Source organism: Sphingobacterium bambusae (assembly GCF_033955345.1).
In the GTDB taxonomy this organism is placed as follows: domain Bacteria; phylum Bacteroidota; class Bacteroidia; order Sphingobacteriales; family Sphingobacteriaceae; genus Sphingobacterium; species Sphingobacterium bambusae.
The window spans coordinates 2,654,728-2,675,908 of record NZ_CP138332.1 but is presented as its reverse complement, the minus strand read 5'-3'; the positions used below and the strand labels follow the sequence as shown (position 1 = coordinate 2,675,908).

Here is a 21,181-nt window from a genome sequence, read left to right as displayed (position 1 = left end):
GGTATTGAAACAAAAATCTTTATGCTATTAAGGGTAAGTAGTCACAACCTTGCTTACTTTCCAACCATCCTGATCCTGACTCAAGGTGATGTAATCTACACGCGTAAATTTCTCAAAAACCATCGTTGCTTTTGCCATGCAAGCCTTTCCACTTTGATCCAAGATTTCATAGCTTGTCTTACAGTCAAAGTTTACGCCTTTGTGTGCTTTTAAGAAAGCGGTGTATTCGCGCTTGTTGAATGTGTCATTGTTTGCACTGTTGCTGTACTGGAAATCATCAGCAAAAAGGAATTTATTTAATTCGATACTGCCAAGCGTGGTTGCTTCCAAGTAGGTATTGATAATCTTTGTCGATTCTACGTTCTTTAACGGATTGTTTTTCTCTGCTGCGAAAGAAGAGAATGAGCTGATCATGATGATGGCTGCTGCGATGGTTGTTAATGTCTTTTTCATGGTAGTGTTTTTTTAATGTCTTTTAATATTTTAATGTTGTTATTTCCTATTTGATACCTCAAAAGTACAGCGCTAATACTTTCTATTGAATATCTATTAGATGGATTGCGGCTGTTTCTCGGTAAATGTGGAGCTTTGATCGGTGAAATCTTTACCGATGGGCTTAACCACACTATTCGCCGCTTGCTATCTGTAAAGACGGATGCAACCGCTTTGCCAAAAATGGTAAGTAATAGATTATGAGTTTATTATGTTTTTGCGTATTCATTTAGCTGTTCGATAACGAACAATAAGATGTTCGCCATTGGACAAGTAGAAGATATGGAGGCATAAATGACGGGTTCCGCTTTGCTTTGTCGATGGCGGAAATCACAACGCGCTAGGAACTATGGACGATCTTTGCCATGTACTGTACTGCCTTAATGGCGTATGAACAAAAAATCCTGAAGCGGGAGGCTTCAGGATCTTTACTAACCTAAATTATGAATACTACTATGTTTTCAAATTCCGTTGCAAAGTAATTTTTGGGTCGCTAATTAACGGTTCGTTAACAAATATGTTGGATTTCTTCGACACTCACTAGTTTCAAAATATTCATAGCCCTTGATTTGGATAAGCTAAGCTGCCATTCACTTAACTGATGTTCTTTCGTATACGGCTTAACGAGGATTGGGTAATGCCGAGATAGGACGCTAAGTAGGACCGTGGGATGCGATGGAGGAGCTGCGGATATTTTTCCATAAAGGCAAAATAGCGCGTAGTAGCGTCTTCGGAAACCAGTGGACTCCTTCCGTCTAATTTTTGGATCACGGATTTTTTGACGATCTTGTGCACGATACTTTCCCATCCGATAATGGTATTCGTGAGGTCTTCCCAATCTTTTCTTGTAAATATGATGAGTGTGCAATCCGTGATCGCCTGTACATAAGCCGAGGAAGGGATGTTGTTATCGAAGCTGTCTAAATCGACTACAAAATTATGTTCTTCCATAATACATCGTGATTTCTGCACCTTGATTGTCATAATAACAAACACGCATGACTCCGTCGACAATAAAGCCTACTTTTCGTGCAGTCTTTCCAGCTTTGGAAAAATAGTCTTCTTTCTGGAGGTGCACTATCTTCGCCTTGTCACTGATATAGTCAATTTGCTGCGCATTAAGCTGTCCAAATTGCAGTACATAGTTGATCAATGTCGCTATCATCGTTATTTCATTTGTTGCATAATCATCTTGTCAAACATTTTGTCAGACTGTGAGAAGAAAATCCCGCCGGAATTAAATCGGTTTTTTGAAACTAAATGATTTACTATATTTGAAGGAAATCCAATTGATTAACTCAATGACTGCGCAGTACAATCCCGGCACACATAAATTGCTCACATTACAAGTTGATGAAGAAAGTCTTTTAAAAAATATAGACGACTTTCTTGCAACGGCCACCGTAGAAATTGAAAAGAACAAGTTAAATATCGTTGGGCTATCAACGCATACTTTCGATGGTGGCGGATTTACAGTCGCCATTTGTTTGATGGAATCCCATATCTGTATTCATACCTGGCCTGAATTTAAACAGTTAACTTTGGATATTTATCTCTGCAATTACTTAAGAGATAATACGGAGAAGGTTGAAGGCCTGAGCCAAGTGTTTAAAGCATATTTTCAATCGAAAGTTGTTAAGGAAATCACTGTAAATCGATAGGATATGAATATCATTTGTCCAAAATGTCAGCACAAACATGTCTTCAATTTTACAATAACGGATTACCTTGGTTTTATCTGTGTCAACTGTCACAGTTATTTTAAAGGAGACAATCCTGAAAATTGGGTTTTTGTTAAAACTTTCAACAAACCAGAGCATGTTCTTTGGGCTACAATTGGTGAACATATTTCCTATGACCGTAGTCAATTTACAATTATCACGAAAATACAGCGCTTTAATAAGTTTCAAGAGTATTCCAATGAATACGTAGGGTTGACACATACAAAAAGAACGGTTTACTTTAGCGATGGTAGTGATTACGCTTGTGTGCTGAAAGAAGTTCCGCGCCACGAATTGACGTTCACTTCCGACAATAACTGTCGTTACAAAAAAGGAACTTATGAAATGACTTATTCTGACAGTCAACATGTTTCTTATGCTGAAGGCTTTGTTTTTGAGGATTTAGAAAAAGAATCCACTACGTTAACGTACATTAAAAACAACGACGAAAATAAGCTGATTTCCAGAGAATATATAGAAGATCGTGAAGAGTGTTATCAGGGGACTTATTGGGATGAAAAACGTTATTACAGTTTTTTTAATCAATATCATCGTTATGTAGAACGGAAATCCATCGTCTCAAAACGATTGTTTGTGATTTCATTATGTATGGTGCTAGCCTTAGGAGCTTCGTTCTACATACTCAATCAGCCATTTTTAAAATCCTACGAATTTACTTTTGATCAAAAATTCATAGGTACTACGCCGAATAACGAATTTATCGGCGAATCATTTGCTTTGGAGTCCCAAGAATTACAACAACTGGATTTTATCGGAATCTCCGAATCCAATCGAGAGGGGCTTCTGTTAGCTGTCAAATTAGTCGACGAAAAAACAAATGAAGTTTACCAGACGAAAGAAATCAGACATCTACCTAACGATATCAATTATGCCGCAGGCATAACGGCTGATTTTTGCAAAGTCCCACCAGGAAATTATCACTTTATTTTTTCTACCTCTTCGGCAAGACAGGTAAATACTACAATAGCGTTAGAAGAAGATTATAAAGTTATCTATGGAGGCATAAGTTATTTTCCGTTGCTTTTTATCTATATCGCACTAATAGGGACGATTCTTTTGTATCGAAGAAAATTCTTCGCTATGAATTCTTCTTCCGCTTTACTAACAGAACAAGTGCCGACTTACATGGATGTATTGAAGTTTAAAAAGCTTTTGGCGGTGCTTATTTTACTTTTCGCTATCCAATACACGATACATTTTTTTGTCAGATATGCTGGTACATGTAGTACAAGTACGAAAGTCAGCGCATTAGAAGATCATACATACACCGGATCTCGTATGCATTATTATAGAAGAACTTATAATGATTACGGAACAGGTCATAAATAATAAGAAAGGAGAACATCTATGAATTATGATTTTTTTTATAAAGGAATCGCGGCCTCAGTTATTTATTCACTGATTGGCATAGCCGTACTTTTACTCGCTTATTGGATTTTGGAAAGACTCACACCAGAAAATTCTTGGCAAGAGATTGTAAAAAATAAGAATGTCGCATTAGCAGTTGTTTTTGCTGCTTTTATTATTGGGATATCCATTATAATTGCTGCCGCTATTCATGGTTAGAAAGAAAAATCTGGCAATTTTTCTGCTTATCGCGGTGTTTATTATTGCTACTTGCGGATTAATCTATGAATTGGTTGCCGGAGCCTTAGCGAGTTATCTTTTAGGGGATTCTGTAAAGCAGTTTTCCTTTGTAATCGGCACCTATCTTTTCTCAATGGGCGTAGGTTCTTATCTGGCGAAGTTTATCACGAAGAACCTGTTCGATCGTTTTATTGATATTGAGTTGCTCATTGGGTTGATCGGCGGTACAAGTTCGGTTGTCCTATTTTTGTTATTTCAAGAGGTAGAACATTTTCAATTTGTACTTTATTTATTCGTGTTTCTGACCGGATGTTTGTGCGGAATGGAGATTCCATTGCTCATGAATATCCTTCGCGATCGCGTGAATTTTCGAGACCTTGTGTCTAATGTCTTTGCTTTTGACTATATCGGTGCTTTGATTGCTTCGGTTCTTTTCCCAATAGTGCTTATTCCTAAGTTAGGCGTAATGGGAACTTCTTTATTGTTCGGGATAATCAATATCATTGTAGGAGTACTGTTGTCATTCTATTTCTCAAAACAGCTTAAAAAGCCATTACAGCTGCAAATTAAATCGTTGACCTGCTTGGCTATTATTGCTACGACCTTTTATTTTTCTGATGAATTATTGAAATTCTCGGAAAGTAAATTGTATAGCAGTAATGTGATTTACAAGCATTCTACACCCTACCAACGGATAGTTTTAACGGAAGCGATGGGCGATTATCAGTTGTTCCTAAACAATAATTTACAGTTTAGTACCAAAGATGAATATCGGTACCATGAAGTACTGGTACATCCAGCGATGTCTGTGTCCAAATCTCCAAAAAAAATACTCGTGCTAGGAGGTGGTGATGGTTTAGCCGTTCGGGAAATACTGAAATATGAATCCGTTGAATCAGTCGTTCTTGTCGATCTCGACGAAGGTATGACTAAACTTTTTCAAACGAATGAAATTCTGCGAAGCTATAACAAAAATGCCTTAAACGACCCGCGCGTTACGGTCGTTAATCAAGATGCTTTTATTTGGGCAAAAGAAGCTCAGGAACAATTTGACGTTATGATTATAGACTTTCCTGATCCATCTAATTATAGTCTTGGGAAACTGTATACGAATAGTTTTTACAGAAGTTTACGGCCTCTTATGAAGCCTCAATGTATCATATCTGTACAAACGACGTCTCCTTATTTTGCGCCAAAATCGTATTGGTGTATTCATGAAACCATCGCTTCCGTTTATCCCAATATTAGTGCTTATCATGCCTATGTACCATCTTTCGGAGAATGGGGATTCTGTATTTTTTCGCCTGATATGAAAGTGAATTTTAATCGTACAAACCAACGTGTAGCCGATCTAAGGTTTTATGATTACAATTTTTCCAAGCTGATCGATTTCCCGAAAGATATGATTAACCGTGAGGTTGAAATTAATCGGTTAGACAACCAAATTTTAGTTCGTTATTTTGATGAAGAGTGGAGCAAAATTTAATATTTCACGACGAAAATTCTTAAGCTTATCAATTTTCATTGCGGTTGGTTCTAGATTCTTATCTTCATGCAAATCGGCTGGTAACAAGCTCTTTTTAAAGCTTACAGGAACGCATCATGTTCTTGGTCATCGTCTAAGATTTCCGGATTTCCCTAAACCTTCGAAGACGTTAAAAACACCAATCCTTATTCTCGGTGGTGGAGTGTCCGGATTGTCGGCGGCCTATCAATTGACTAATGGAGGTCTACATGATTTTCTATTAATTGATATGGAAAAAAAGGTCGGAGGAAATGCAAAAAGTGATCAAAATGAATTTTCTAAATATCCCCTAGGTGCGCATTATCTTCCTGTTCCAAACAGATCCAATACGGCATTGATTCGTTTTTTGGAAGAATGTGAAATTATTATTGGACGGGATGCGAAGGACAACCCAATTTTCGATCCGGAGCAACTTTCTTTCGCACCGCAAGTACGGCTATTTCTGCGTAATACTTGGCAAGAAGGGCTTATTCCTCGCTATGGCTTAGAAGAGGCCGAAACCGAGGAGTTTTCCAGGTTCTTAAAGCAGATGACCAATTTTCAAAGTCAGAAAGGTAAAGACAATAAATTTGTTTTTGATATACCACTTGCACACGCTTCTCAACAACACGAATTGACAAGCTTAGATCAGTACACGATGCATGACTGGATGCTGAAAGAAGGTTATCGTGGCGAATACTTATTTAATTACGTGAATTACTGTTGTCGTGACGATTACGGTCTAGGTGCAAAACATATTTCTGCATTCGCGGGAATACACTATTTTGCCGCACGTAAACACGATTTAATAGACGACTACGATAATGTATTGACTTGGCAAGAAGGGAATGCAAGGTTAACAAGTCATTTGACAGCTAAATCTAAAGGGAAGGTCTTGACGGAACAACTGGCCTATAAAATATCCATTGAAGACGATCGTGTTGAGGTGTTAGTTTACGACGAAATATCAAATAGTTCTTCGTTAATAACAGCCGATTTCGTAATCAGCTGTTGTCCACAATTTGTTAACCAATATTTGATACCGGAACGTTCTAAACTGACTAAAGATTTTACGTACGTACCGTGGGTTGTTGCTACCCTGGTTTTAAATAAATTTCCTTTTGCAGATGGTGTACCATTGGCATGGGATAATGTGATTCACGGCGCTAAGGGATTGGGTTATGTTTATGCACAACAGCAAAGCTTAGCGCAATTTAGTAGTCCATTTGTAATTTCCTACTATCATAGTATGGACGATGGAGATGTCAAGAAAAGTCGTGCGCAACTTTTTGAATGGACAGATGAGCAGTGGAAACAATTTATATTGAATGATCTCTCTATTGCGCATTATGGAATTGCTGAAGAGGTGCAATCTATGGAAATTTACAGGCATGGTCACGGCATGATCTGTCCGGTTCCCGGATTTCTGAACTCGTCGAGTAAACAACACCTAGCTGAACCCATAGAAGAAAAAATATTTTTTGCACACAGTGATTTAAGCGGTATCTCGATTTTCGAAGAAGCCTTTTATCAAGGGATTAATGTGGCGGACAAGGTTTTAGCAAAGCAAGTTTTTAAAGGTTAGTGTTTGTAGATACGTTTTGCATGTTTCAGTACACAAACCTTTATAACATAAAAAAATCCTGAAGCGGGGAGCTTCAGGATTTTTACTAACTAACCAATTATTAACCTAAATTATGAATACTTGTAAACATTCAAATCATATGCCAAAGAGATCGTCAACGATGGATTTAGCATTTTTTAACAGAAATCATGGATTGATGGAAACACGATGGTATATTTCATAAAGAAACATACAAAAAAGCAGCCTGCACGAGGCAGGCTGCAACTAAACTAAACAATGAAATGTCTCACGACATGTCGGATATTGAAACAAAAACCTAATTTTTATTTTTCAGGGTAAAGCACAAATTGAAAGAAATGCTCTTTACTTAGGTATTTCTTGGCAAGAGACTGTATCTCTTCTTTTTTGATAGCTTTGATCAACTCTTTCTCCTTAAAGATTCGCGCAGGTTCTAAACCGTCGACCGAACTGCTAAGCAGGTAGGATAACCAGAACTCGTTATGCTCCAGCTGTTGATCGCTGCTGAGCACTTTCTCGGCGATATACTTGTCCAGATCCTCTTGGCTCGGGCCATTTTTAACGATCAAGTCAATTTCTTCCAGCGTGGCGTTCGTCAACTTCTCGACCAGCTCGGGCGAGGTCGTGAATGAAATATTCATGCCGAAGCGTTTGCGTGGATTCTTGGCCAGCGATGGCGATACGCTGATGGAGTAGATACCTCCTTCTTTTTCGCGAAGGCGTTCCGTTAGCTTGATAGTAAGGCAGCTCGACAGCGCATCCATCAAGAGGTTATTGTACTCGCTGTAGTCTGGGTAGGCGCTTAAATAGGCCATCGCGACAGTAGACTTGTCTTCATGCCCTTTGTGGATCGACGCAATTATTGCTTTTTCTGATGGGTAAACGCCGTTATCTGCAAATTTCTCTTTCCTTCCAATGCTTGGAAGTGTAGCCAAGTATTGGGTAAGTAGCGGATCTAGTTGCTCACGATCGATATTTCCCACAATGACAAAGGTGAAATCGGATGCGTCAGCAAAGCGATCCTGAAAAATTTCTAGTGAACGTGCCAGGTCTATCTGATCGATCTTCGCGGCTGTAGGCCCAGTTTTTCGTGGATCGTTGCCGTAAAGCAGGGTTGCGATGCTATCGGTAAATACAGCATTCGCTTGCAGATGCCTGTTTTTAAGTGCTATCTTGGATTTCTCCAAGTTTGCTTCGTTAAATGATTTATCCAGTCGTGTTGCGGTGAAATAACCATAGATAAGCTCGAAGGTGGTTTTTAAGTCCTCTTTGCTACCATATGCTTTGATGCCCTCGCCGATTTCATTAATAAACGGGCTTGCCGATGCATTTTTGCCGTTGAGGTAGCGCGACAACTGTAACGAGCTAAATGGCCCTAAACCGCTGTTGACCACGATGCTTGTTGCATTGACGGCCGATTGGTAGTCTGCCGACGGGTAAAGCGAATAACCTCCGGGGCTGAAGGAGGTGATCTGAATTTCATTGTTTTTTAGTGTCGTGGGCTTCAAGATAACCTTTGCGCCATTGCTGAGCACAAGCGTCTCTGTACCGACCTTTTCGTCCTTGCTCTCGCTCACAATCGTGCCCGGTTGTGGTAAAGAAGAAAGCAGCGCGGTTTCTGCAATCTCCTCTTTGTAGGGAGCAACCGGCTGTTGCAGGGCTTCGCTCAGCCAAGCGTTGATCGTTTCTTCCTGTGGCACCTCCTTGCTGGCCTGAGGGTATACCAGTATCATGTCGCGGTTGCTGGTCGCCTGAAAATCTGCTTGGTAAGCCATCAGATCCTGCAACGTGATTTCATTGACCGCCTTCAATAATACAGGTTGTAGAAATTCAAAGGATGGAGCGGGTTCATTTTTGATATAATGCGCCAAGATCTCGTCCATAAAAGCTTTAGACGGTGTCTTGTCGTATTCTTTAAGGCCCTGCTGCAGCATGGTTCGATAGTCTGCCTTGATGCGTTCCAACTCCGTATTCGTAAAGCCATATTCCGTTATTTGTTTTAACGTAGCGTAAACGGCACGGATGCTGGACTGTAGGCTGTCTGGCTTCGGCATGATCTGTATGCCGTTGGTTTCGAGGTTAGCGAGCAGCGCACCATTGCTCAACGAGGAAGCAAGGAAAGGTGTTTTCGCCTCACGTGTTTGCTCGCCCAAACGTGTATTGGTCAGCTGGATAAAAAGGCTCTTGGCCAGTGAAGTTTTGTAATCCGCTAAACGTTCGGTCTTTTTTGCCTGCTGCTTGTACAGGATCTGGAGCGAGGTCTGCGTCACCTCTTCATCGGTAAATGCCAAAAACTGGTTTTTGCCGCTTAAAGGGATGTTATATTTTTTCGATTTCGGTGCGTTTTTCGGATTCTTCAAGGTCGAAAACTGCGCGATGATTTCCTGCTCGATTTTCGCAGGATCGATGTCGCCGACAACGATTAATGCCTGAAGCTCCGGGCGGTACCAGTCTTTGTGAAACTTCCGGATTTCGGCGTACTTGAAGTTTTTCAATACCTCTTCAGTACCGATTGGCATACGATAAGCGTAGCGCGACTGGTTGGTCAGCAAGGGGAACGTTTTTTCTTGCATGCGGTGGGATAGTCCGCCGCGCTGTCTTTTCTCTTCGAGTATGACACCACGCTCCTGATCGATCTCCTCGTCTTCCAGTAGCGCACCATCTGCCCAATCGCGCATAATAAGCATGCCCTGTTTGAGCAGCTCGGGATCTTGGGTCGGGAGGGGAAGCTGATACACCGTTTCCTCAAAGCCCGTGTAGGCATTCAGGTCGGCACCAAAGCGTATGCCCGACTTTTGGAGGTAATCGACCAGTGCATTTTTTGGGAAATGTGTTGTGCCGTTAAAATTCATGTGTTCCAAGAAATGGGCTAGTCCCTGCTGCTTATCGGTTTCCTGTATGGAACCAACTTTGTTGGCCAGGTAAAGCAATACGCGCTCTTTTGGTTCGGCATTGCGCAGGATAAAATATTGGAATCCGTTCGGTAGCTTGCCCACCTTTACATGGGGGTTTAAAGGAATTTCATCACCGTTCTGCGGCTGCGATTGAAACGTTTCCGCTACGTTGTTGGACAGCGCCGGTTGTGCGGTCATGGTCCATAGCGCCAGTGTTGTTAAAAATAAGGGTCTAAAGTACATGCTTTAAAATTTTGATCTGCTTTTTTCTAGTAATTCGAGTACGTTTTCTTTATGGATAAGCACCATACCGTGCTTGTCCGCACTGATGCCCGGCTCGGCACGGTAGGTGTAGGTCGGTATCTGCCCACGCATAATGGTTGGCATTTTCAGGAACTGCACCTGCGGAGCTACCGTTTTCAACTGCTCGCCCACCTCCACGATATGTGTAGAGATCAGGTATTGGCAGGAAGTATGCTTTTGGAAAGCTGCGGTAACGGCAAAGGTGGCTTCAAAAGCATCCTTCACGTTGGTACCCTTAAAGAGCTCGTCAAAGATCACCAGCAACTGTTTTCCCTGTGCAACGGCCTCTGCTACGGTCTTCACGCGTAGCACCTCGGCATAGTAGTGGCTATGACCCAGGCTGATATCATCCTCAACATTGATCGACGTAAAGAGACCTTCCTTGATGGAAAACTGCATCTGTGCGGCGGGAACAGGAAAGCCCATATGTGCCAAATAGATGGCAATGCCCAGGCTCTTCATATAGGTAGACTTTCCGGCCATATTGGCGCCGGTTAGAAAGATCAGGTTGCTGTCTTTGCTGTAGGCAATATCATTGCCGACGGCATTGGGCACCGTGGGGTGGTATAGATTACTGAAAAGCAAGGTCTGCTCTTCAGCAGGCCGAGCTTCGGCGCGGATGAAACCCCGCGCATTGGCCACTTGGGCGATGGACTGAAACGTGTCGATGAAGTAGATCATCGAAAATGCATCACGCAAAGCGTCGGACCACCTGTAGCGCAGCAGGTAGTCACCGCGAACGGCCAGTGCAAAGGGTAGATTTTCTGCGTGCTGCGCGAGCTGTTCTTCGAGTGCGTGCAGCTCTTTGCTTTCCAGTATCCAAAGGTTTGCTAAAGGGGTGTCGCCAAGCAATGGCTGATGCTGCTCGATTCCGAGGCTCTGGATGTAAGCGCGGAGCTGAGCAAGCAAACGGACCACCGCGCGGATGGCACGTTGAAAGTGAGTCTGGTTTTCAGGAAGCCCAAGTTTTTGCCACAGCCAATTGCGGGAAATGTAAAGACCGCTCTGTAGCATGCTGCCGCCAGCATCGCCGCTGATGAAGTTTTGCGCGAGGTCTAGATCCTCCAGATCGATGATGAGCTGTTGCTCCTGTCGCCTGAAGAAAGCAACCAGATCGCTACGCTTGTTGATATCCGCTAGGCCGGTCAACGGCTGTTGAAACATTCTCTCCAATAGGTGCTCGCCTCCGAAGGTCTGGGTACAGTTAAAAACCGAGAAAATAGAATCACGTCGGTATTTTCCCAGTATATGGAGATCTTTCAGTGTCTGTTTGTCCGTTAAGAAGCTCATACGCGTTTTGATTCTTTAGAGATTAATAGGTCGAGAATACCTTCGTTTTGGATGATGACCATGCCGTGTCGGTCTGCCGTGATGCCTTCCTGCAAGAGGTAGGTGTAGTGGGGGATACCATTTTTCAGGATCGTAGGCAAGAAAACGTAACGGATGTCGGGATGGCTGTGCTGCAGCGCTTCACCAGCTTCTAGAATGTGTGTGGAAATCACGAATTGGCAGCCCGGATGCTGGTATAGTTTGGCAACAACGGCCACCGTACCCTCATAGGCATCTTTCACATTTGTTCCGCGAAACATCTCATCGAAGATCACAAAGAGCTTTTTCCCCTCAGCCAGCTGCTGCGCCACCTTTTTGACCCGAAGCACCTCCGCATAAAAATGGCTGTAGCCCATTTGGATGTTGTCGGGCAGGTTGATGGACGTATAGATAGCTTCGCGTGGCGAAAATTCTAGGCTTTTGGCCGGGACAGGAAACCCGAGGTGAGCCAAGAACAGCGCAATGCCCAAAGACTTCATAAAAGTCGATTTTCCGGCCATGTTGGCGCCAGTCAAAAAAGTAATATTATGTTGACGATCCATAGAAAGGCTATTGCCCTTTGCCTGCGGTACCAAGGGGTGAAAGACAGCTTCGTAGCGTAGCGTATCGCTGCCATCGACGATGATCTTGGGTAGGGCAAAATTGCGCTCACGCGCAACGCTTGCGGCCGCCATATAGACATCAAGCGTATAAATATCACGTAGCATGCCCTGAAACAAATCCTTCTCTTCAAAACGAAGAATATTGTCCAACAGGATAACCTGCTGCCGGTCTATCTTCTTTTTTTCATCCAATAGCGGTATGCTTTCCAGCGCGCTGCCTTCCAATCGACGGGCGAAATCTTTTAATTGTCTACCCAGCGTACCTGCTGCTTGTGTCTGGGATTGCTCGAGAAAATTTCTCCAACCGTGCAGGATAGCACTGCAGGCCACAAGGCCCGCAATCACCTTATTGTATGCATCATCTGCACCAAGCAGGGCCTGCATTTTTTCCTTTAAGGTCTGTTTGCCTTGGTGCAGACGGCTTCTTTCATCGGCCATGTCCAGATAAAATAACGCTTGGTCGAAGAGGCTGGTCTCAAAAGGAAATACGGCGGGGTGCGCAATAAAATGCCCAATGGTCTGCGCCCGTTCTTCGATCTGGCTGCCCTTGGAAAGCGGATAAGTAAACCATTCTTCTAATAATGTGGCACCGCCTGCAGTAGCTGTTTTGTTGAATAGGCCGAAGACGGATTCCTTGCCACGCTGGCCAAAAATGGCCAGATCGTCGGCAGTCTGTTTATCGATTATCAAGCTCATGGTTAACGCCCCCTTCTTCTGATCCAGATAATCAAGCCAATGGCCAGCATGCCCAGCGGGATGATGATCTTAAATAAGATGGAAAAATAAGTCCAGCTGGATTCGCCAATGCGCAGCGTTTTATCGATAGGGTCTTTCAGGCGCATATCCACCGGCACTTCCCCGTCGCTAAGCCAAGAAAAGGCTGCGCTCACCAGCGAAAAGTTGACGGCATTAACCTGGTTGCGCTGAATAAACAGTTCGCTGTTGCTGATCCAGTCGGCGTCACCAGTCACCAAAATTTTCTGCTCTTTTTTGCCCAATGTTCGCGAGAGCGCCAGCACGGTAGGTCTTGCCCCTTGTTTTTCGCCCAGCTCCGGATCAAATGCCGGCTTGGCATCAATGAAATTGCCCTGTTGCAGTTCGTTCCACGTGCCGCTGCTGTCGCTCGCAAATAATGCCGTTGCCTTAAAAGGGCTATCTTTAGTGACTACTAACCCACCAGCGCCTGGCATGGTGATCACCTCTTGGCGGGAGATCAAGGGCTTGAGGTAAAACGAAAAGTCGGCTCCTGCGGCAGTAGGCTGCAAGGTCAACAAATCGGGCTGCAGGGCTTCCTGCTGTTTTACCAACACCCCTTCTTCCAGCGTTACGCCGAGCGGACGTGCTATTTCATTAAAGATGGCGGCTTGTTCCGGCTCGCCGGTAAGCAGCATGTTCCCCCCTTTTTCTACATAACGGTGCAGGATCTGCAGCTCACTTTCGCTGTAGTTTTTACGCGGGTTGGCAACAACCAAAATATTAATATCTGCTGGAATATCCTTCGTGAGGTCAATCTCTTTGAAGTCAAAACCCTGGTTGACCATGGAGTAGCGGAAGGTTTTTTCCTGCGTGATAGTCTTATAGTCGCGATCCTGTGATGATTTGCTGTCGCGTTCGCCGTGTCCGCTCACAAAACCAACGACGGGTAGCTGGTCAATGACCAATCGTTTGATGGCCGCGCTGATTTCCGACTCTGTCGGTACACGCACCATATCGTTGAACACCCGAAGGAAAGTCTTGCGCCCGTTCTCGCGTTCCAGCACGCGAACAAAACGGAAATCCTCGTCTGAAAGGTCAACCTCATCCTGAATGGCACTGTAAGGCACAATATCAAAATCCCATTTGTTGAATTTTTTCAGCGTATCCAGACGTTGCTCGGTATTCAGGTTTGGAAACTGCCGATCAAGGATGGGGTTTTCCGCATCGTGGTAGTAATACACGTAGCGCATTTTGGTTTCCGGTTTAAAACGGATGTATTTTTCAAAGGAAGCAACGTCACCTTTGTAGGCTGCGGGCAGGCCAATAAAGTTATTGCCCTCCAGCATGTTGACATAGGTGGTTATCGTAAAATCGCCATCCAATTTAGCCATAATGGCCTGACTACTGGCCGTTAATGTATTCCTTTTCTGATAGGTGCTATCATAATATCCCTTAAGGGCAGGGAGCGTACTGATATAGCCAGCCAAAAAAACAAGCAGCGTCACACCACCAAAACGCATAAGGTGCTGCAACCCAGATTGCTTCTTGCGCACCGCCTGCAAGCGGAAGATGGTGAAGGCAATAAACAGCACATCGACCAGAATAAAATAGAAGAAATCTTCCGAGGTTATCAGCCCAGCGATAAAGGTGTCTACGCGGCCATTTATAGCCAGCCAATAGGTAATCTCGCGCACAAAAGGAATGTCCTGCCAAAGGCCACGGCCAAAATTCATCAAGGCAAATACACAGAGTGTACCAATGGCTGCCACAATGTTATAGCTGGTTAGTGAAGACATAAATAACCCCACCGCGCTGTAAGCAGAGAGCAAGAGAAAGAGCCCCAAGACACCAGTCAATAACGGTGCGATGTCTGTATTGATCAGTGTCGACATGGTGAACAGCGCAAATATGGCTACCGTAAGCGTCAGCGTCAAACCAAAGAGCAACAAGGCGATATACTTGCCCAATATGATCTGGCTATTAGTGATGGGCGAGGAGTAGAGCAGCTTGATGGATCCACTGCTGTATTCGCGACTCATGATACTCATGGTCAGCAAGGGCATGTAAAGGTACAGGTAGCTCTGTACTTTGGGATAGATACCGCCCCAGGCCGATGAAAATAAACTCTGTGTGGCATTGACCAGATCTATTTTCATCGATTGCACGCGGATCATGCCTTCAAAGTTTTGTGTGAACAAAAAACCTATCTGAAAGGTGAATATCATCAGGATGAGCCAAGCGACAGGCGAGTAAAAAAGTACTTGCAGCTCTGTTTTGGCTATTTTGAGTGTTGTTTTCATGTGCTTAAATAATCGTTACGCTTTACGCTTTCTTTTGGTCATTTCGGAGAATACAGTTTCGAGCGAGCTCTTCTCCGAAAAAATTTCGATCAGGTTCCATTTCTCTTGTACGCTGCTTTCCACAAGAAGCTGGGTAAGCTCTTGTACGTTGGCCGAGCGTATGCGGAATTTGATATGGCCAATAGGCTCGACGTCGAGCACACCGGGAAGGCTTTGCAACAGCTCGATCGAGGGAGGCGAAATCATGCTCACCATTACGCTATTGGGCGCTACTTGGCTGTCAAACTCCTCCATAGAGCCCGAGAAAACCATACGTCCTTCATGGATCATCCAAATATGGTCGCATAATGCCTGTACTTCCTGTAGGATGTGGGTAGAGAGCACAACAGTTCTTTCTTTGGCGATTTCGCGGATGAGATGACGTACATCCAAGATCTGGTTGGGATCTAAGCCATTGGTCGGTTCATCCAGTACAACGAAATCAGGCTCGTGGATGATGGCCTGTGCAATACCTACACGTTGTTGGTATCCGCCGGACAGGTTTTTGAGTAGACGCTTGCGAAAATGGGTAATATTGCATTTAGCGAGCACCTTGTCTAGTGCCGCCGGAATGCTTTCTGCCGGCATAAGGCGTAGGTTAGCCGTATGGATAAGGTATTCTTCCACGGTTAGCTCAGGCAATAAGGGCGGGTGCTGGGGCAGAAAACCAATGTGCTTTTTTGCAGCAACGGGGTTTTGTGCCATATCAATCCCGCGGATCAGTACTTTGCCGTGCGATTGGTTAAGCACGCCGCACATGATGTTCATGGTGGTCGATTTTCCGGCACCATTGGCACCCAGGAGGCCATAGATCCCATTTTTCTGTACCTCAAAGTTGATCTCGCGTACAGCCCATTGTAGGTTGTATTTGTGCGAGAGGTCTACTACCTGTACGATAGGCGTATTGTCGTTTATGGACATAGGTCTTAAATTTTACGTAAAGAATATCCTATACAGCACCAAAAGATGCTGTTCAATGAGCCTTCAGAAGAACAACCCGTATCATTCGGGTTGCCCTTCCAAAAGCTACTATTTGCTATATTATCTTGGATTTTGCACGATCTCTGGATTGAGTACGATGTATTTGCTAGCAATAGGCAAAACATAGCGATTACTGCCGGGCTCAAGTGTAAAGGTCTCTCCTTTTAATACCCTTGTCTGTGTAGCCACCAATCCTTCCTTGGCCAGACGCTTTTGATCAAACCAACGTAAACCTTTTGCCATAAGCTCTTTCCGGCGTTCATTGATGACCAGCTGTAAAGCGGCCTGCTGGCTTGTCGCGGTTAAACTGTTAAAATCCTGTGGACGAAAGCGCTGTTCCCGCAATTGATCTAGGATGGGCAGGGCTTGGGCATAGCTGCCGCCGCGCACCAAAGCTTCTGCTTTGATCAGCATCATCTCCGGCACGTTAGGGCCGTTGGTGACTTTCTGATTCAATAACATGATGCGGTGTTTCCAGTAACCCGTACCTGCGAAAGCCTGCCACGAGCCAAAGGCTGATCCATCGGCCGTGAAGAGTTCTTTGCGAAGATCGCCCGGCTCGAAGAGGGCCAGCAACTCGGGATTAAGGGAGAGTGTTGGAGCGGCTATACCTAAGGTCTTTATAAAAATCTCCTCCGGATCGTTCAGCACATAGGGATAAGTATTTGGAGCCGCAATGTAATTATTGAGGTTCACGAGCCCGCTTTGATTGGCGAGTGTCTCCTCCGCATAGCGTGCAGCCTCTTGGTAATTGCCCATCTGCAAGTAAACCCTTGCTAGAATGCCCTTCGCTGCAGTTTGTGAGGCCAGAATGTTGTAGTTTGCTTTCACAGGTAGATCAGCGATGGCACTCGTCAAATCGGATATGATCTGATCGTATACGGCCTGTACGGAAGCGCGCTCTAATGAGGCAAAAAGATCTGGGCTTGTCAACAAGGGAACACCCATATCTGTCGTTGCAGTAGCGGCATCGTATTGCTTGGCATAGATGTTCACCAGATAGAAGTAGTTAAGTGCGCGATGTACTTTGGCCTGAGCAAGTATATTTCTCTTCTTGTCGGCTGTGCCATTCTCACTCTGCAACACTTCCGAAGCGATCAAGTTGAACTTGTAGTTTTGGTTGTACAATCTCGCCCAGTCCTGATCTTCGGCATTGTCTCCTGCGATATCTGCTTTCCACGTGTATGCGTTCGCATCGGCGGTGTACAGACGGTTTAGGTATACATCATCCGTAGAGCCGATGTCATCGCTGGCCAAGACGGGATAGTAAAAGGATTGCTCGACCTGTAGGCTATTGTTGAGCATGTTTTGGTAATCGTCAGTGTATTTTAGCTCACTTAGGCCAACCAGATCGATTTCCACATATTCCCTGCAGCTACCGGTAAGGAGGACTAGGGCAAGTAAACTTATTGTTTTAAAAGTTTTTTTCATGATACGAATACATTAAAATCCAACACTCAAACGGAACATATAGGTAGGTACAGGCGGCATGCTGTTGTAGTCGCCATTGAACATATATTCTGGATCAATATCGCGGTCTGTTTTCTTCCATAGAAGACCTAAGTTCGTCGCTGCGAAACCTATTGACAGAGACTTGAACGTCCGGTAGTCATGAAGCATCGATGCCGGGAACCTGTAATCAAGGGAAAGTTGTTGTAAACGGATGTGGCTTGCATCAAACACATTGATGTCTGAAAATACATAGCGATCTATACTGTTGAAATTGGTGTTGACAACACCGGGGATATCAGTAAAGGTCTCGTCACCCGGTTGGCGCCAGCGGTTTGTCAAGGTTTTGCTGTTCGATAGAAACCCACTAAATCCAGCCGTGTTGTTTGGGTATTGTGTAGAGTTTACATCAGTGCCGCGGACTTTATGTCCGAAGTTCATCGTTACCCGCGCGGTCAAGGTCAGATTTTTGTAGCGCAGCGCATTTGTCCAACCACCGAAGTATGGTGCTGTCGCGCGGCCCATGTACACTAGGTCGTCGGGAGTAAAGGTGAACGTCGATCCGTCAGCATCTACAATATTTCCCTGAAGATCTTGCACCTGCGAGCGACCTTTTCCATCCAGCCCGGCCCATCGGTAGGCAAATAGCTGATCGATAGGGTATCCCTCAAGAGGTACGGATGTTCTACCTGGTGTGTTGGATAGGTTTTCGAAGCGGCTATCTGTAACCTCATTCGTGCTGTAAGATAGGTTAATGCTACTGTTCCAGTTCCAGTCACCTTTTCGAACGATATCGCCAGCAAGCTGTATATCCACACCGCTACTTTTCATATTGCTCGTATTAAACTGCAAGGTCGTCCAGCCATACGTTGCATTGTACGGAACAGGTGCGACAATGCCATAAGAGCGTTTGCTGTAGTAATCTACATTTGCCGAAAGCCGGTTGCTGAACAGGTCGAGGTCCATGCCGATGTTGAATGTACGTGTTGTTTCCCAGCCCAACATTTGATTTGCCGGAAGGGTAATAGAGCCGTTCGGTAGTTGTGTGTAGGAGTCGTTTATGGAAGGACTGTATAATGTAAAAGATGTACCTCCAACCGGAACCGAACCTCCTGTTCCAATACTTGAGCGAAGGGATAAGGTGTTGATCAGGTTCAAATTTTCGAGGAATGCCTCCTTGTGTAGGTCCCAACGTAGACCTGTCGACCAAAAAGGCTTCGCTCGCTTGGCGCGCTCAATACCAATAATCGTTGCGTCGTCAAAGCGCATACTTCCTGTCAGGTAGTACTTGTTCATTAGGGTATATCCTGCGTTCGCATAGTAGCTGAGGTAACGCTGGCGAGTGATGTTGATCGGATTATCTTGTATCGCATAATTTTTGTTTGAGCCATAAATGGTCGTGTAGGAACCTATGGGGTTGACTGCTGTGGACTGGTAGGTATCTTTGTCAAACCCTAGCCGAGTCTGCAGGTAGCCCATATTATAGGTTTGCCGGATTTCGCTTCCCGCAAAAACATCTAATTTATGTATCTCGTTCCATGTTTTGTTGGCATCCAACTGAAAGCGAACAGCGTACTCGTCTGTCTTAGAGTTTGAGGTAATAAACCGTCCGCCCATCGGGATCCCATATGTTAATCTGCCATTTTGTATCGTCGTACCCTCGTTGATCAGGGAGCGCATGAAATACCCCTCTTTGTCGCGTAGACTTTCCATGTTTAAGGTTCCCCGTTGGTACGTTCCCGAAAGTGTCGCATTTAGCCAGCTCAGCGGAGAGTAGCGGATGTTACCGATAATACGTGTCATGTTGTTATCGTAACGATCATCGTTGTATTGCAGCTCGTCCATATGGTTGTAGCTCCACGGGAGATAACCTTGACTCTCAAAGCGCTCACGCGCTACCTGTGGCGTGAAAAAGTAATAGCGATCTATGGAGTTGCCATTTTCGTCACGCAGCATATCGTAAGGTGTAAGGCCAAGGTTGCTGGTTCCTAGTCCTGTTTTAGCGCCATCGTTTACCGTACTTTTTTGGATAGTATGATTAAGGCCCAAACCTACTTTAACTTTGTTATTAAAATAGCTGTTGTTGATATTGAACGTTAAGGCCAGATTATTAGCCTCGTTATTTCTATAGATTGGACGGTCTTTGTTATAGACAGCAGACGCGTAGTACTGCGCACCATTTACGGCGCCGTTAAACGAAAGATTGTACTGTTGCGTTTGCGCGGTTTGCAAGAGGTTATCGCGTATTTGATCGCTGTTGTTGCGCGTGCCCATCTCGGCGAGTATGGCGTCGCGTTCGGCCAAGCTAATCTCGTTGCGTTTTGCGCGGAACATCGTGGTCAAGGCTTCACTCACATTTGCATAGCGCCAAGCCGATGAAGGATCTGCATAGAAATTGTTGTCGAATAGTTCTTGCTCAAATTCGATGTACTCACGGGCATTCATCCGTTGTAGTCTGTTCAGGTTGGCCGGAGCCGTGATACCGAATGTAGAAGAGAAGTTTATGCTGTTGCGTCCACCACGTCCTGATTTTGTTTCGATCACGATTACCCCGTTGGCTGCACGGGAGCCCCAGATAGAGGCTGCTGCTGCATCTTTCAACACCGTAATGCTCGCGATGTCATCTGGGTTAAAGTTGTTTAAGATGCTCGGGCTCTGGCTTGTTGCGGAAAGGCGGTTGTTACCGGTTGGATTGTTCGTCAATTGTTGTTGCATAGCAGGAAACCCGTCGATAACGATCAATGGTGAACTGAATTGCTGCCTGTCATAGCTTCCTGCCGAGAAGTTGTTAGGCGAGCGTACAGACAGTCTGTTGTCTTTCATGTTAACCTGCAATCCCGGTACTTGCCCTTCCAATCGTTGCATCAAGCTCAATGCAGGACTTTCCTGAATTTTCTTCTCATCGATCACTACCAAGGATCCCGTTGCTTTACTAGGATCAAGTTTTTGATAACCGGTATTGGCCATTACCGTAACCTCTTCGAGGGCGGCAGTTTGCTCCTTCAGGATAAAGATCGGGCCCAGCTCGCTTGCTGGCGTGCCGCTCAGGTCGATCTGACGTACCTCATAGCCCAGATAACGGATTTCCAAAACAGCTTTTTGAGGTACACCTTCTAGAGAGAATACACCTTTGCTATCTGATTTTGTTTGCAGGCTAGTGCCTTTTATGCGCACAGTGGCACCAGCAAGGGGACGTTGCTTGCTGTCCGTGACGATTCCGCTCAGGGTTCGCTCCTGCTGGTCATCGGTCACAATGATGGTGTTATTTTTCAAGATGAAACCTAATGGTTGCCCTTGAAAGCAGAGTTGTAAAATGGTCTCCAGCTCTATTGCCGATAGGTTTAGGCTACGTGGACTGAATTTTTTTAGTTGTTCCGGACGGATGACATAATCGTATCCGCTTTGCTTGCGCACTTGTTGCAAGATTTGTTCAAGGTTTGCATTTTCTACGTGGAGGTCAATCCTGTTCTGTCCGTGAAGAGCAGAAGCAGACTGCAGGAAGAACCCGAGCCATACGATGCATAGTAGTTGAAATCGCATGATTAATCTGATTAGTAAGTTCGAAAAGAAGCGGGTGTTCGGAGGTACTGAACGATCCTTCAGCTTTTCTTTAGCTAAAAAATAATGGTACATTTGTTTTGCTGATTTTTGAACATGAGC

Annotated in this window: 15 protein-coding genes; 5 read left to right on the top strand and 10 right to left on the bottom strand. The window is 44.6% G+C overall.

Annotated features, from left to right (window positions below):
* Nucleotides 1–27 precede the first annotated feature (27 nt).
* The 3 genes from SCB77_RS11130 to SCB77_RS11120 all read right to left on the bottom strand — a co-directional run bounded on the left by SCB77_RS11130 (nt 28) and on the right by SCB77_RS11120 (nt 1,657).
* The gene (locus tag SCB77_RS11130) at nt 28–453 is read right to left on the bottom strand and encodes a nuclear transport factor 2 family protein (RefSeq protein ID WP_320186513.1); all 426 of its coding nucleotides are present in this window, start codon (nt 451–453) and stop codon (nt 28–30) included.
* Between the two features lie 633 nt (nt 454–1,086).
* Nucleotides 1,087–1,443 (bottom strand): Crp/Fnr family transcriptional regulator, encoded by a 357-nt coding sequence (locus tag SCB77_RS11125; protein WP_320186512.1) that lies wholly within the window; start codon nt 1,441–1,443, stop codon nt 1,087–1,089.
* On the bottom strand, nt 1,430–1,657 hold the full coding sequence (locus SCB77_RS11120; protein WP_320186511.1) for a cyclic nucleotide-binding domain-containing protein: 228 nt from the start codon (nt 1,655–1,657) through the stop codon (nt 1,430–1,432). Before SCB77_RS11120 ends, SCB77_RS11125 begins: the two co-directional genes overlap by 14 nt.
* A gap of 85 nt (nt 1,658–1,742) precedes the next feature.
* Between SCB77_RS11120 and SCB77_RS11115 the strand changes: the two genes are divergently transcribed.
* The 5 genes from SCB77_RS11115 to SCB77_RS11095 are packed head-to-tail and all read left to right on the top strand — an operon-like array spanning nt 1,743 to nt 6,910.
* On the top strand, nt 1,743–2,153 hold the full coding sequence (locus SCB77_RS11115) for an S-adenosylmethionine decarboxylase family protein (RefSeq protein ID WP_320186510.1): 411 nt from the start codon (nt 1,743–1,745) through the stop codon (nt 2,151–2,153).
* Nucleotides 2,154–2,156: 3 nt separating this feature from the next.
* Complete coding sequence (locus SCB77_RS11110) at nt 2,157–3,563, top strand: hypothetical protein (protein WP_320186509.1); 1,407 nt, start codon at nt 2,157–2,159, stop codon at nt 3,561–3,563.
* Nucleotides 3,564–3,581: 18 nt separating this feature from the next.
* Entirely contained in the window at nt 3,582–3,800 is a 219-nt protein-coding gene (locus tag SCB77_RS11105) for a DUF350 domain-containing protein (protein ID WP_320186508.1), read from the top strand.
* Nucleotides 3,793–5,307 carry a polyamine aminopropyltransferase gene (locus SCB77_RS11100; protein WP_320186507.1) on the top strand — a complete coding sequence of 505 codons (1,515 nt, stop codon included), beginning with the start codon at nt 3,793–3,795 and terminating at the stop codon, nt 5,305–5,307. Before SCB77_RS11105 ends, SCB77_RS11100 begins: the two co-directional genes overlap by 8 nt.
* Complete coding sequence (locus tag SCB77_RS11095) at nt 5,285–6,910, top strand: FAD-dependent oxidoreductase (protein ID WP_320186506.1); 1,626 nt, start codon at nt 5,285–5,287, stop codon at nt 6,908–6,910. Before SCB77_RS11100 ends, SCB77_RS11095 begins: the two co-directional genes overlap by 23 nt.
* 323 nt (nt 6,911–7,233) lie before the next feature.
* On the opposite strand, the gene SCB77_RS11090 is transcribed toward SCB77_RS11095, so the two are convergent.
* From SCB77_RS11090 to SCB77_RS11060, 7 genes are all read right to left on the bottom strand, one after another.
* Nucleotides 7,234–10,065 carry a M16 family metallopeptidase gene (locus SCB77_RS11090; protein WP_320186505.1) on the bottom strand — a complete coding sequence of 944 codons (2,832 nt, stop codon included), beginning with the start codon at nt 10,063–10,065 and terminating at the stop codon, nt 7,234–7,236.
* Nucleotides 10,066–10,068: 3 nt separating this feature from the next.
* Nucleotides 10,069–11,415 (bottom strand): MutS-related protein, encoded by a 1,347-nt coding sequence (locus SCB77_RS11085; protein ID WP_320186504.1) that lies wholly within the window; start codon nt 11,413–11,415, stop codon nt 10,069–10,071.
* Nucleotides 11,412–12,752: a MutS-related protein gene (locus SCB77_RS11080; RefSeq protein ID WP_320186503.1), complete on the bottom strand. Its 1,341-nt coding sequence runs from the start codon at nt 12,750–12,752 to the stop codon at nt 11,412–11,414. The genes SCB77_RS11085 and SCB77_RS11080 overlap by 4 nt, the downstream gene beginning before the upstream one ends.
* A gap of 2 nt (nt 12,753–12,754) precedes the next feature.
* Nucleotides 12,755–15,052: a Gldg family protein gene (locus tag SCB77_RS11075; protein ID WP_320186502.1), complete on the bottom strand. Its 2,298-nt coding sequence runs from the start codon at nt 15,050–15,052 to the stop codon at nt 12,755–12,757.
* 15 nt (nt 15,053–15,067) lie between these two features.
* A complete protein-coding gene (locus SCB77_RS11070) occupies nt 15,068–16,012 on the bottom strand; it encodes an ABC transporter ATP-binding protein (protein ID WP_133639980.1) in 945 nt (314 codons plus the stop codon).
* Nucleotides 16,013–16,132: 120 nt separating this feature from the next.
* A complete protein-coding gene (locus tag SCB77_RS11065; RefSeq protein WP_320186501.1) occupies nt 16,133–17,503 on the bottom strand; it encodes a RagB/SusD family nutrient uptake outer membrane protein in 1,371 nt (456 codons plus the stop codon).
* A 12-nt stretch (nt 17,504–17,515) separates the two neighbouring features.
* Complete coding sequence (locus SCB77_RS11060; protein ID WP_320186500.1) at nt 17,516–21,061, bottom strand: SusC/RagA family TonB-linked outer membrane protein; 3,546 nt, start codon at nt 21,059–21,061, stop codon at nt 17,516–17,518.
* Nucleotides 21,062–21,181 lie beyond the last annotated feature (120 nt).

What these genes read in the sequence shown, in the direction of transcription:
- SCB77_RS11130 (WP_320186513.1), bottom strand. Translation starts at nt 453, where the DNA reads ATGAAAAAGACATTAACAACCATCGCAGCAGCCATCATCATGATCAGC.
- SCB77_RS11125 (WP_320186512.1), bottom strand. Translation starts at nt 1,443, where the DNA reads ATGGAAGAACATAATTTTGTAGTCGATTTAGACAGCTTCGATAACAAC.
- SCB77_RS11120 (WP_320186511.1), bottom strand. Translation starts at nt 1,657, where the DNA reads ATGATAGCGACATTGATCAACTATGTACTGCAATTTGGACAGCTTAAT.
- SCB77_RS11110 (WP_320186509.1), top strand. Translation starts at nt 2,157, where the DNA reads ATGAATATCATTTGTCCAAAATGTCAGCACAAACATGTCTTCAATTTT.
- SCB77_RS11105 (WP_320186508.1), top strand. Translation starts at nt 3,582, where the DNA reads ATGAATTATGATTTTTTTTATAAAGGAATCGCGGCCTCAGTTATTTAT.
- SCB77_RS11100 (WP_320186507.1), top strand. Translation starts at nt 3,793, where the DNA reads ATGGTTAGAAAGAAAAATCTGGCAATTTTTCTGCTTATCGCGGTGTTT.
- SCB77_RS11095 (WP_320186506.1), top strand. Translation starts at nt 5,285, where the DNA reads ATGAAGAGTGGAGCAAAATTTAATATTTCACGACGAAAATTCTTAAGC.
- SCB77_RS11090 (WP_320186505.1), bottom strand. Translation starts at nt 10,065, where the DNA reads ATGTACTTTAGACCCTTATTTTTAACAACACTGGCGCTATGGACCATG.
- SCB77_RS11085 (WP_320186504.1), bottom strand. Translation starts at nt 11,415, where the DNA reads ATGAGCTTCTTAACGGACAAACAGACACTGAAAGATCTCCATATACTG.
- SCB77_RS11080 (WP_320186503.1), bottom strand. Translation starts at nt 12,752, where the DNA reads ATGAGCTTGATAATCGATAAACAGACTGCCGACGATCTGGCCATTTTT.
- SCB77_RS11075 (WP_320186502.1), bottom strand. Translation starts at nt 15,052, where the DNA reads ATGAAAACAACACTCAAAATAGCCAAAACAGAGCTGCAAGTACTTTTT.
- SCB77_RS11070 (WP_133639980.1), bottom strand. Translation starts at nt 16,012, where the DNA reads ATGTCCATAAACGACAATACGCCTATCGTACAGGTAGTAGACCTCTCG.
- SCB77_RS11065 (WP_320186501.1), bottom strand. Translation starts at nt 17,503, where the DNA reads ATGAAAAAAACTTTTAAAACAATAAGTTTACTTGCCCTAGTCCTCCTT.
- SCB77_RS11060 (WP_320186500.1), bottom strand. Translation starts at nt 21,061, where the DNA reads ATGCGATTTCAACTACTATGCATCGTATGGCTCGGGTTCTTCCTGCAG.